The 12,077-nt window shown below is 64.9% G+C and carries 10 protein-coding genes and 1 tRNA gene; 6 read left to right on the top strand and 5 right to left on the bottom strand.

Annotation, left to right across the window (positions count from 1 at the left end):
- The first annotated feature begins 8 nt into the window (after positions 1 to 8).
- Positions 9 to 1,577, top strand: coding sequence for a galactarate dehydratase (garD, locus tag OU995_RS09180; RefSeq protein ID WP_267835218.1), 1,569 nt, complete (start codon positions 9 to 11; stop codon positions 1,575 to 1,577).
- On the opposite strand, the gene OU995_RS09185 is transcribed toward garD, so the two are convergent.
- The 4 genes from OU995_RS09185 to OU995_RS09200 form a co-directional block, all read right to left on the bottom strand.
- Positions 1,555 to 2,139 (bottom strand): DNA-3-methyladenine glycosylase, encoded by a 585-nt coding sequence (locus tag OU995_RS09185; protein ID WP_267835219.1) that lies wholly within the window; start codon positions 2,137 to 2,139, stop codon positions 1,555 to 1,557. The genes garD and OU995_RS09185 overlap by 23 nt on opposite strands.
- Before the next feature lie 701 nt (positions 2,140 to 2,840).
- On the bottom strand, positions 2,841 to 3,302 hold the full coding sequence (locus tag OU995_RS09190; RefSeq protein ID WP_267835220.1) for a type II toxin-antitoxin system VapC family toxin: 462 nt from the start codon (positions 3,300 to 3,302) through the stop codon (positions 2,841 to 2,843).
- An 8-nt stretch (positions 3,303 to 3,310) separates the two neighbouring features.
- A complete protein-coding gene (locus OU995_RS09195; RefSeq protein ID WP_267835221.1) occupies positions 3,311 to 4,084 on the bottom strand; it encodes a hypothetical protein in 774 nt (257 codons plus the stop codon).
- Between the two features lie 175 nt (positions 4,085 to 4,259).
- Positions 4,260 to 4,336: transfer RNA gene (locus OU995_RS09200), tRNA-Met, on the bottom strand.
- Between the two features lie 88 nt (positions 4,337 to 4,424).
- Between OU995_RS09200 and ftsY the strand changes: the two genes are divergently transcribed.
- Positions 4,425 to 5,639 carry a signal recognition particle-docking protein FtsY gene (gene ftsY, locus OU995_RS09205; protein WP_267835222.1) on the top strand — a complete coding sequence of 405 codons (1,215 nt, stop codon included), beginning with the start codon at positions 4,425 to 4,427 and terminating at the stop codon, positions 5,637 to 5,639.
- A 217-nt stretch (positions 5,640 to 5,856) separates the two neighbouring features.
- On the opposite strand, the gene ffh is transcribed toward ftsY, so the two are convergent.
- Positions 5,857 to 7,263: a signal recognition particle protein gene (gene ffh, locus OU995_RS09210; protein ID WP_267835223.1), complete on the bottom strand. Its 1,407-nt coding sequence runs from the start codon at positions 7,261 to 7,263 to the stop codon at positions 5,857 to 5,859.
- A gap of 83 nt (positions 7,264 to 7,346) precedes the next feature.
- Between ffh and OU995_RS09215 the strand changes: the two genes are divergently transcribed.
- Genes OU995_RS09215 through OU995_RS09230 form a run of 4 tightly spaced genes read left to right on the top strand, consistent with a single transcriptional unit; the run spans position 7,347 to position 11,806 of the window.
- Positions 7,347 to 8,147 (top strand): cytochrome C assembly family protein, encoded by an 801-nt coding sequence (locus tag OU995_RS09215; protein WP_267835224.1) that lies wholly within the window; start codon positions 7,347 to 7,349, stop codon positions 8,145 to 8,147.
- A 13-nt stretch (positions 8,148 to 8,160) separates the two neighbouring features.
- A complete protein-coding gene (locus OU995_RS09220; RefSeq protein WP_267835225.1) occupies positions 8,161 to 8,430 on the top strand; it encodes a PP0621 family protein in 270 nt (89 codons plus the stop codon).
- A gap of 18 nt (positions 8,431 to 8,448) precedes the next feature.
- Positions 8,449 to 10,143, top strand: coding sequence for a sensor histidine kinase (locus OU995_RS09225; protein ID WP_267835226.1), 1,695 nt, complete (start codon positions 8,449 to 8,451; stop codon positions 10,141 to 10,143).
- The gene (locus tag OU995_RS09230) at positions 10,133 to 11,806 is read left to right on the top strand and encodes a sigma-54-dependent transcriptional regulator (protein WP_267835227.1); all 1,674 of its coding nucleotides are present in this window, start codon (positions 10,133 to 10,135) and stop codon (positions 11,804 to 11,806) included. The genes OU995_RS09225 and OU995_RS09230 overlap by 11 nt, the downstream gene beginning before the upstream one ends.
- Positions 11,807 to 12,077 lie beyond the last annotated feature (271 nt).

Below are 12,077 nucleotides of genomic sequence, written 5' to 3' on the forward strand. Positions count from 1 at the left end.
CCGCGATCATGAATACAGCCATTGCCACGTCTGCGCTGACCATCCAGATTCACGAGGCAGACAATGTCGCCATCGTGGCCAATGATGGCGGCTTGCCTGCCGGCACGGTGCTGCCCGGCGGGCTGGTGCTGAAAGACAAGGTGCCGCAAGGCCACAAGGTGGCGCTGGTGGACCTGCCGGCCGACGCGCCCGTGATTCGCTACAACGTGCCCATCGGTTTTGCCGCCGAGCCGATCGAAGCCGGGCGCTGGGTGCATGAGCGGCTGCTGCGCATGCCGGAAGCGCGTGAGCTGGAGGGGCTGCCCAAGGCCACGGTGCAGGCCCCCGCGATGCCGCCGCTGGAGGGCTACACCTTTGAGGGTTATCGCAATGCGGATGGCTCGGTCGGCACCCGCAACATCCTCGCCATTACCACCACGGTGCAATGTGTGGCCGGTGTGGTGGAGTTTGCCGTCAAGCGCATCAAGGCGGAGATGCTGCCGCTGTATCCGCATGTGGATGATGTGGTGGGCCTGGAGCATACCTATGGCTGCGGCGTGGCGATTGATGCTCCGGACGCCATCATTCCCATCCGCACGCTGCGTCACATCAGCATGAATCCCAACTTCGGTGGGGAGGTGATGGTGGTGAGCCTGGGCTGCGAGAAGCTGCAGCCGGAGCGGTTGATGCCACCCGGCGTGATTCCGATCAGCGATCAGCGGGAGGAACATGCGGGCCTGGATGTGGTGTGCCTGCAGGACAACGAGCATGTGGGCTTCATGTCCATGGTGGAGTCCATCATGAAGACGGCCCGCAGGCATCTGGAGCGCTTGAATGCACGCCGGCGTGAAACGGTGCCGGCCTCCGAACTGGTGGTGGGTGTGCAGTGCGGGGGGAGTGATGCTTTCTCCGGCGTGACCGCCAACCCGGCGGTGGGATTCTGTGCGGACCTGCTGGTGCGAGCGGGCGCCACGGTGATGTTCAGCGAGAACACCGAGGTGCGGGACGGCATTGCGCAACTGACGTCGCGCGCCAGCACGCCGGAAGTGGCGGATGCAATGATCCGGGAGATGGCCTGGTATGACGCCTACCTGAAGCGTGGCAGCGTGGACCGCAGTGCCAACACCACGCCGGGCAACAAGAAGGGCGGGCTCTCCAACATCGTCGAAAAGGCGATGGGATCGATTGTGAAAAGCGGTAGTGCGTCCATCAGCGGCGTGTTGTCTCCCGGCGAGCGGCTCAATGGCCAACGGGGCCTGATCTACGCAGCGACGCCGGCCAGCGATTTCATCTGCGGCACTCTGCAATTGGCGGCCGGCATGAACCTGCATGTGTTCACCACCGGGCGTGGCACGCCTTATGGGTTGGCGGAATGCCCGGTCATCAAGGTGGCCACCCGGACCGACCTGGCGCGCCGCTGGCATGACCTGATGGATGTGAATGCCGGGCTGATTGCCGATGGCGAGAAGACGATTGCGGAGCTGGGCTGGGAAATGTTCCAGCTGATGCTGGATGTGGCCAGCGGGCGGCGGACATGGGCGGAGCGGCACCAACTGCACAACGCGCTGGTGCTGTTCAATCCGGCGCCGGTGACGTGAGCTTGGGGCCGCGGAACGGGCGGCTGACATAACGCGACCCTGCCAGGCCAAACCGCCAGGGGGTGTCCATGGCCTTGGAGATGCCGATGCGCACGTCCGTGAGGACGTTTGTGGGCGCCGTGGCTGGATGAAGTTCAAACGGCGGCTGGCTGACGGGGCATCCGTCATGCTCATGGGTGATGCCCAAGGCCTGGGTCACCCGGCCGGGGCCGGCGCAGAGCACGCGTTCATCCTGGACTTGCCGGCGCTGGCGCATCAGGTCCAGCCCTTGGGTGGGCTGGAGGGCGCGGATCAGGACCGCGGCGCCGTGGCCCGCTTCGCGGCAGACGAGGTTGAAGCACCAGTGAATGCCGTAGGACCGATAGACGTAGACGTGTCCCGGCGGGCCGAACATCGACTGATTGCGGGGGCGTGGGCCGCCGAAGCTGTGAGAGGCTGGATCGTCACGGTCATAGGCCTCTGTTTCGACGATGAGGCCACCAACACCGTCGACGAGGAGCAGCGCGCCGATCAGGTCATGTGCGAGCTGAGGGGCGTCGGTGTTGAAGTCGATGGTGGGCATGAAATGGGGAGTCGAGGGCCGCGCAGGAGTTGTTAATGCGCGCCTGGCGATTGGGAGCACGGGCAATGTTCAAGCCCGTTGTGCGGAGCCGTGCGGGGCTGCTCTAGAGAAGCGGTGAAACGTGTCAATGCGTCCGCTGCGAGCTTCGGAGGATAGGAAACGACCTGAACCTCGAACAGTCCGCTGAGCGCAGCAATGAAGGGCGAGAACAGTTGCCCGGTGCCGTCCATGCCTGGAAGCAGTACGACGCGAAGCATGGGGGAAGGGGGCGGATGCATGGGTGGAGCGGCTGCTTGAAAGGTGTGACCAGGAGCGCGATGGTGACGGCGCATCCGCTGCCGAGGTCCGAGTTGATGGTCGCACAAGATGGCGCCAGCCATACTGGAGCCCGTGCCGCCAGATTTGACGAGGGGCGCATCTCGGGCAGCGAGGGGCGGGCAGCTCGGCACCGCATAGAGGCTTGGTGGCAACGGAATGCCGATCGCGACGATGACGAAACGTGGTCGGCGCTGGATGGCATGCAAACCTGGATCGGGCGGCGGCGTCTGGACTCGCTCTACCTGGGTCACGGCAGCCTTGCAATGACGATGCGTTATGCCCCCCTCGCGTCTCATCACCTGCAGGAGGTGACCAGGCTGAGCCCGTGGGCACCTGCACCTATGGAGTCCGCCCGAGCCCCTAAAATCGCTCAGCGCAGGGCTCTACTCAATACCCATCTGACCGCCGTTGAACCAAGCAACGTCGAAACCGTCCTTCAGCAGCACGGCTTTGAGCGGTGGTAACGGGACCGCTTGAACTCGTTCAACGTACTTGACCAACGTGTTCCGATCCTCAGTGAGGATGTGGCTGATTTCTTCAAAATCGCACTGTGCAATCAGCTTGAAATCATCCTTGACGCGCACTCGATCATCACCTTGATCCCGGGGATGTTGTGCAATGAGATCGCCGCATCGTTCGGCGTGGTCAATGTTGAACGGAAGTACGATCAGGTTGCGCAGCGGCAAAGACGTGTAGGGCTGCTTGACGTGGAACTCGGACGCCACCACCGTTGATAGAAACATCGGAACCTGGCGAGCGACGCACTCCCGAAAGTAGAGCTGAGCTGTCTGGTGATGAGGCCTTGTCGGATCGGCAAATGTGATCAGAAAGCTCGTGTCAAGCAACACACTATTCAATGTCGCCCCCCACGCAACTCATCGACCCAGGCGGACGCACTCTGAACATCCTTCCAGGCGCTTTGTCCTTCCAAGGTCATCTTGGCAATCGCTGCTTCGTCGACGTCCGTAGCGTACTCAACGAACTCCAATAGCTTCGCATTGCGCAGCTCTCTTGTCTTTACGTTGTACTCGGCCCTCACCCGCAGCATCGCAGACTTGTACAGTCGGTTGACCTTGTCGGCGCGAAGCAGTTCCTTGTCTGTCTCAATGGTCAGCCTTTTGCCATTCGGCAACTTGACGTGAGCATTGGGCTTCTTGCTTCCGCCAACCTCTTGGATTTCCCCACGGATGTAGCGCTCCACTACCACCCAGTGGTCCGCCTCCTCGGTTCGGAAGTCAGTTCGCGAACTGATGATCAGAGGACGGCTCAAGAACGGTGCCGAAATCTTGTAGGCGAGTCCTGGGGAGCTTCGAGCCGCCTTCTGCCAACGCTCGATGACTGCTCTGCGCTTGTGATCAACGAAGCGCATCAGCTCGTTGTCTTCTAGTGCCCTCAGGTCACCGAAGAGCTTCGGAGCGTTGTCCAGCGGAAAAGTCTGGAGAGCAAACGACCCGTGCTTGATCTGAACATCAAGATTGCGCGCGTCGATTTCCTTTCCGTCACCTTGAAGGAACTCCTTGACCTCCTCGGCGAAGCGCACGAGGTCGCCCAGGCGAACCCGGTCAGGGCTCGTCTCGAAGCCGGCTGACTTGTCGTCCAGTGCGAGGGTGATACGCTGCCCATCCATGGTGGGTTGATTCTACGGGTGAGGGTGTCGCCCTAGGTCGGCATCTTCACCAAGGCAGCAATCCATGTAGGGGGTCTGCGACGGCTGTTGACACGTCGTTGACAGCAGCCAAAGAAAAAGCCCGCACTGGGCGGGCTTTTTGGTACCTAAGTGCATAGTGCACCAGGCGAAAATTTGGTGGCGCTTCAGGGATTCGAACCCCGGACCTGCGGATTATGATTCCGTCGCTCTAACCGGCTGAGCTAAAGCGCCTTGCGAAGAACGCGACTATAGCAAGGTTTTCTACGACAATGCAAGCCCCGCCGAAAAAAGGCGATCAAAACGGCGAGCAGTCCCTTTCATGTTTAGCTTCATCAAGAAAAAACTGGGCTTCGGTTCCGACCCCACACCCGCGTCGCCGCCTGCGGCGACCCCGGCACCGGAACCCACTCCAGCGCCCGCGCCCGCTTCGCCCTTGAGCCCATCGGCCGCCCCCACGCCAGCCCCCCAATCTGCGCCATCACCAGCCGCCACGCCGCCAGCGCCCGCATTCGAGCTGCGCGATCAGCCGGCGCGTGTCCCACCCACAACACCTGCCCCCACGCCCGCCGCGATCCGGACGCAGGCCGCGGAGGTGGCTGCCACGTCATCGCCCGCGCCAGCCACTGAAGCCGCTCCTCGCAAGAGCTGGATGGACAAGCTCCGCCAAGGTCTGCGAAAGACCGGTTCGAGCATCGCCCAGGTCTTCACCGGCACGCAGATCGACGACGCGCTGTACGAAGAGCTGGAGGCCGCCCTGCTGATGGCCGACGCGGGCGTCAAGGCCACCGAGTTCCTGCTTCAGGACCTCAAGCGCCGGGTCAAGGAATCCAAGGCCACCGACCCCGCTGCGGTCCGCCTGCTGCTGGTGGACGCGCTCACCGAACTGCTCCAGCCTTTGCAGCGCCAGTTGGTCATCGGCGAGCACAGCCCCACCGTGATGATGGTGGTCGGGGTGAACGGCGCCGGCAAGACGACCAGCATTGGCAAGCTCACCCGCCATCTCGCGGACGCAGAAGCCAATGTCCTGCTCGCCGCTGCCGACACCTTCCGCGCTGCGGCCCGCGAGCAGTTGTCCGTCTGGGCTGACCGCAATCGTGTGCAGATTGTCAGCCAGGAAGGGGGCGACCCGTCCGCCGTCACCTTCGACGCCGTGGTCGCCGGCCGTTCTCGCGGCGCCGATGTGGTGATCGCGGACACCGCCGGCCGCCTGCCCACGCAGCTCCACTTGATGGAAGAGCTGAAGAAGATCAAACGGGTGATCAACAAGGCGCAGGAAGGTGCGCCGCACGAGGTGCTGCTGGTGGTGGACGGCAACACCGGCCAGAACGCGCTGACGCAGGTGAAGGCTTTTGACGAGGCCCTGGGCCTCACCGCGTTGATCGTCACCAAGCTCGACGGCACCGCCAAGGGTGGGGTGCTGGCCGCCATCGCGCGTGAGCGGCCCGTGCCGGTGTATTTCATCGGCGTGGGCGAGAAGCTGGAAGACCTCCAGACCTTTGACGCACGGGAATTTGCACAGGCGCTGCTGGAATAAGCGCAGGTGCAGGTCTGCGGCCGGTGGTCACAGTCCTGCGCCGTGGTCAGCATGAAAGAAGGGCTCCCTCGGGAGCCCTTCTTTCATTGGGGATGTCTGGCCATCACGCAATGATCTGGCCATCACGCAATGATCTGGCCATCACGCAATGATCTGGCCATCACGCAATGATCTGGCCATCACGCAATGATCTGGCCATCAAGCAATGATCCGACGATCAGAACGGCAGACCGCCACCCCCTCCGCCGCCCATCATGCCTTTCATGCCCTTCATGCCGCCCAGCTTCTTCATCATCTTCATCAGGCCGCCGCCCTTCATCTTCTTCATCATCCCCTGCATCTGGTCAAACTGATTCAGCAGGCGGTTGACTTCCTGAATCTGCACACCAGCACCGGCGGCAATCCGGCGCTTGCGGCTGGCCTTGGACTTGCCGTCCATCAGCAGCGAGGGCTGGCGGCGCTCCTTGGCGGTCATCGCGTTGAGGATGCCCTCCATGCGCTTCATATCGCGTTCGGCCTTGTCCATGTCGGCGGCGCCGGCCTTGGCGGTCATCTGGGTGGGCAGCTTGTCCATCAAGCCCGACAGCCCCCCCATCTTTTTCATCTGGGAGATCTGGGCCAGGAAGTCGTTCAGGTCAAAGCCGTCGCCGGACTTGAGCTTCTCGGCCAGCTTCTGCGCCGCCTCGACATCCACACCCTTCTGGACTTCTTCCACCAGGGCCACGATGTCGCCCATGCCCAGCACACGGCCGGCATGACGGTCGGCATCGAAGACCTCCAGCCCGTCGATCTTTTCGGAGACACCCGCAAACTTGATGGGCGCACCGGTGATCTGGCGGACCGACAGCGCCGCACCGCCGCGGGAGTCACCATCCAGCTTGGTCAGCACAATGCCGGTCAGCGGCAGTGCTTCACGGAAGGCCTTGGCGGTGTTCACCGCATCCTGACCCTGCATGGCGTCCACCACAAACAGGGTCTCCACCGGCTTGAGCGTGGCATGCAGGTCACGGATCTCGGCCATCAACGCTTCGTCGATGGCCAGACGGCCGGCCGTGTCCACCAGCAACACATCAAAGAAGTGGCGGCGGGCATGGTCCAGCGCGGCCAGGGCGATGTCATGCGGTTTCTGGTCCGGCGCCGACGGGAACCATTCGGCCCCGGCCTGCCCGGTGACGGTCTTCAACTGTTCGATGGCGGCAGGGCGGTACACGTCCGCCGACACCGTCAGCACCTTTTTCTTGCGCTTTTCGATCAGGTGCTTGGCCAGCTTGGCGGTGGTGGTGGTCTTGCCCGCCCCCTGCAGGCCGGCCATCAGGATGATGGCGGGCGGCTGGGCCGCCAGGTTGATGTCCGCAATGCCCTCGCCCATGGTGGCGGCCAGTTCCTTGTGGACGATGCCCACCAGCGCCTGGCCAGGGGAGAGCGAGCCCACCACCTCGGCGCCGAGGGCCTTTTCCTTGACGCGGGCGATGAAGTCGCGAACGACAGGCAGGGCCACGTCCGCCTCCAGGAGCGCCATTCGCACCTCCCGCAACATGTCTTGCACGTTGTCTTCGGTGATGCGGGCCTGCCCGCGCATCGTCTTGACGAGGCGACTCAGGCGGTCGGTGAGAGTGGATGCCATTGTTCAAACGCCAGCGGGAAAGCGGCGTGTCTCATTACACTTTGAGGATGATTTTATCGTTCGGATCAGAACAGCCCGCCGGCATGCTGCTGACAGTGCTCAGCATCACCGGTGTTTTGGCTTATGCGCTGGCCGCCGTTTGGGCCACCCGTCGCCCCTCTACCTGGCGCATCGTACTGGCTCTGGCCTGGTGCTTGCACCTGGCGGCGCTGGTCACGGATATTGCCGGCATCGGCGCGCCCGCCCCGGAAGGCGCCCTGGTGCATGCCGCCCGGTTCGGCTTTGCTCCGTCGCTGTCCATGACGCTCTGGCTGGTCCTGGGGGTGTATCTGGTGGAAAGCCGGTTCCTCCCCTTGCCCTCCGCCCAGCGTCTGCTCAGCGTGCTGGGGCTGCTGGTGATGTTGCTGGCCTGGCTGTTCCCCGGCGAATATCGCCCCCAGGCCGGTTCCGCTCTGGCGCCCCTGCATTGGGCGATGGGCCTGGCGTCCTACGGCCTGTGCGGCGTGGCGGTGATGCATGCGGTGATGCTCAACCGGGCCGAGCGGCAAATGCGCGCCCAGAAAGGGCAGGGCGGCCCGATGCTCGCCACGCCGCTGCTCCGCCTGGAACGGCTCACCTTCCAGTTTGTGGGCGCGGGGGTGGTGGTGCTGTCCCTGGCCCTGCTGCTGGGATGGGCCTTCAGCCCCATCTGGCGCTGGGACCACAAAACCCTTTTTGCGGTGATGGGCTGGATGGTGCTGACCGGCCTGCTGACCGGACGGCGCGTGTTTGGATGGCGCGGGCGCCGGGCCACGCGGTGGCTGTATTTCGGTGCGGGGCTGCTGCTGTTGTCCTATGCGGGTTCCCGCTTCGTGCTGGAAGTGATCCTGCAACGCACCTGGTGATCGGACGCCTGTGATGAAACTGCTGTTCTGGGTGCTGGTCCTGGCGCTGTTCTTCTTTGTGCTGGGCTTCAAGCGCGGGCGGCCGGACCGTTCCACGGCCCCACCCGCCCCATCACCGTCGCAGCGGCCAGTGGCCGCCCCTGCGGCCGAGCCGCCGCCGGAAGACATGGTGTCGTGCGCCGAATGCGGGACCCATCTGCCCATCAGCGAATCGCTGCCCGGCCGCGGAGGTCACTTCTGCTGCGCGGACCATCGCGTCCGTTTCGAGGCTCGGTTGGGCTGAGCCCCGGCGCACACCGACATGCCGTTTTCCGACACCACCTCGCGCGCCGCCGGCATCAGCACCATCCAGCGCCTCTACCGCGCCTTCATGGGGGCGCGTGCAACCTTGAGCCTGGCCCTGCTGGCCACCCAGTCGCTGGCCAGCCTGATGGGCGCACGTCCCAACAGCTGGGCTGCCTGGCTGTCGCTGGTGTATGGGGTGCAGGCGGTGCTGGCCTGGATCCTGCCCCGCTGGTTTGGTGGCGGCAGCTGGCCACCGACCCCCGACCGCCAATCGCTGAGCTGGCGGCAGATCGTCCTGAGCATCGGCGTGGACCTGGTGCTTTTCAGCCTGCTGCAATGGCTGGACCCGGGGGGGCTCAGTTACGGCGCGCTACTGTTCATGCCGGTGCTGATGGCGGGCGCGCTGTTGCCCCGCCTGCCGGCGCTGGCCTGTGCCGCCTTGGCCAGCCTTCAGTTGCTGGCCGTGGCCGTCTGGGCCGTGATGCTCGGGCTGGACGGGGGGCTTCGCATCAGCCAGGGCGGCTTGTTCGGCGTCGGTCTGTTTGTGGTGTCCTTGCTGGCGAACGAACTGGCCAGCCGCCTGGCGCGCGAAGAACGTGCCGCGCGGGGCAGCCTGGAATATGCCCGGCAGCAGGCCGATCTCAATCGCCTGGTGATTGAAGAAATGGATGAGGGCGTGCTGGTGGCGGACCGTCGTGGCCTGGTGCGCACCGCCAACCCCGCCGCCCGTGCGCTGCTGGCGGAAGGCGCCACGCTGCGCCCCGGCCCCTTCCGCCTGGACACCACACCCACCTGGGCACCTTTGCTGCGTGCGCTCACCCAGGCCTACAGCGAACACAGCTGGCCCGATGCGGGCCGCGATGTGCTGCTGGACTTCGGCGGCGGGTTGCAGCGCTCCTTGCATGTCCGCATGCGCTTCACGCTGCGGCCGCTGGATGGTGATGACCTGTGTGTGCTGTTCATCGAGGACAACCGCCATCTCGAAGCCCGCAACCGCCAGGAGAAACTGGCGGCGATGGGGCGTGTGTCGGCCGGCATCGCGCATGAAATCCGCAATCCGCTCACCGCCATTGCCCAGGCCAACGCGCTGCTGGAAGAAGACTGCGCCGGCCAGCCGCGTCTGGAGCAACTGACCCGCATGGTGGCCAGCAATGTGGAGCGGCTCAAACGCATCGTGGATGACGTCATGGAAGTCGCACCGGGCATCACCTCCGCCTCACAGATGCTGTTGCTGGCACCGCTGGTGCGTGAATATTGCGCGGACTGGGCCGCCACGCAGCGTCTGCCCAAGGACGACAGCAGCCCGTTGCGGATCGACATCGCCCCGGAAGATGCAGCGGTGAGTTTCGACCCCGAGCATCTGCGCCGCATCCTCATCAACCTGCTGGACAACGGCCTGCGCCATGCGCGGCCGGCCCCGGCGGCGGTGCGGGTGGAAGTGGCGGCCGAGGGCCCGGAATGGATCCGACTGTCGGTCCTGAGCGACGCCGACCCCATCCCCGCCGAGGTAGAACGACACTTGTTCGAACCATTCTTTTCAACCCGAAGCCGGGGAACCGGCCTGGGCCTGTACATTTGCCGGGAACTCTGCGAGCGTTATGGCGGGCGGATCGACTATCACCGCCTGGATGCCCAGCACATGAACGAATTCCGCCTGCTGCTGCCGCGCCTCGCCTCCTCTCCTGTCCAAGAAACTGTTCATGAGCGCTGATTCCCGACTGCTGGTGGTCGATGACGAACCCGACCTGCGCACCCTCTATGAGATGACGCTGCTGCGTGAGGGCTTCGCGCTGGACAGCGCCGGCACCGTGGAAGATGCGCTGGCCCATCTGGAGGCCCGCCGCTACGACGCGGTCATCACCGACATGCGCCTGCCTGACGGCACCGGCCTGGATGTGTTGCGCTGGCTGGAGCAGCGCGGCCGCAGCGAGCGCGCCATCGTCATCACCGCTTACGGCTCGCCGGAAAATGCGGTGGAAGCCTTGAAGGCCGGCGCCTACGACTATCTGACCAAACCCGTGGACCTGCGCCAGTTCCGCATGGTGGTGGCTTCCGCGCTGGGCCGTGTGCCGCGGCCGGAATCTTCCGCCTCGACCCTGGCCGCACGGGCTCCGCAAGCGGCCAGCCCAGCCCCGGTGGCGGGCGCTGGCATCGCACCCAGCGCACCGTCGGCAGCTGCGCCCACCATGTTTGGCGGCCGGTCGCTATCGCCGGGCCCGGTGTCACCCCCCTCCGCGTCGGACAACGACGCCCCCACCGTCACGCCCATGGGGGCGGCCATGGTGGAAGCTTCGCGCAAGGCGGCGGTGCCGCGCGGGCGGGTGGCCGCTGCCGGTCCGGTGTCGGCGCTGGAGCGTTTGGTGGGTGATTCCGCCGCCATGCGCCAGGTGCGGGAACTGATCGAGAAGGTGGCGCGCAGCATGGCGCCGGTGCTGCTCAATGGTGAGTCCGGCACCGGCAAGGAACTGGTGGCTCGCGCCATCCATGATGTGAGCGCCCGCCGCCCGCAGCCCTTCATCGCGGTGAACTGCGGTGCCATTCCCGAGCAGCTGCTGGAAGCGGAATTCTTCGGCTACCGCAAGGGCGCCTTCACGGGCGCCACTGAAGACCGCGAAGGCTTCTTCCAGGCGGCCCAGGGCGGCACGCTGTTCCTCGACGAAATCGGCGACCTGCCGCTGGCCATGCAGTCCAAGCTGCTGCGGGCCTTGCAGGAACGCTCGGTGAGGCCCGTGGGCGCAGTGGCGGAAATGCCGGTCAATGTCCGTCTGCTCAGTGCCACCCACAAGGACCTGGCGGCCGAAGTGCTGGGCGGCCGCTTCCGGCAGGATTTGTATTACCGCCTGAACGTCATCCAGATCCGTGTGCCGCCGCTGCGCGAGCGCATGGAAGATTTGGCCCCGATCAGCGCACGAGTGCTGGAGCGCATCGCCACCGACGCGGGCGTGGACGCGGTTCCGCAACTGACCGCGCAGGCCCTGGCGGTCCTGGGTCGTTACAGCTTCCCGGGCAACGTGCGCGAGCTGGAGAACCTGCTGCACCGGGCACTCGCCCTCTCCGGCGGTGATGGCATCGACGTGGCGGACCTCGGCCTGCCCGACACACTGCTTGAAGCCGAAGAAGTGCCGGACCTTGTGGTGGACGCGGCCGACGCGGTGCAAGGCGTCCCCTTGCCGGCCGAAGCGATCGGCCAGGCGCCGCTGCCTTCGGATCTGGCCGCCTATCTCGACGAGGTGGAAAAGCGACTGCTGCTGCGCGCGCTGGAGCAGTACCGCAACAACCGGACGGCTGCGGGCGCGAGCCTGGGCTTGTCGCTGCGGCAGATGCGGTACCGCATGGCCCGGTTGGGCATCTCGCTCGGCGGCGACGAAAGCTGATGCTTGTGCGGCAGGCGGGCGCCTCTCTCTGACCGCATACCGCCCGCCTGTTGTTACTGCGGGAAGGCCCTACATGGGGCTTGTCCTGATCAGTTGTGACAAGGCTGCAGTGTCGCCGGATAGCCCCATCGAATCAGCCCCGCGCCAAGCCTTGTTTTGATGCGTGTTTGCGGCCATTTCGGCGCTGCAGGCCGCGCCAATCCTGGGGCTCCGACATCGATCACCGAATCCATCGGCGATGTGCGGGGACAGGGCTTTTAAGCCTCATCAT

Source organism: Roseateles sp. SL47, from assembly GCF_026625885.1.
Taxonomy (GTDB): Bacteria; Pseudomonadota; Gammaproteobacteria; order Burkholderiales; family Burkholderiaceae_C; genus Roseateles.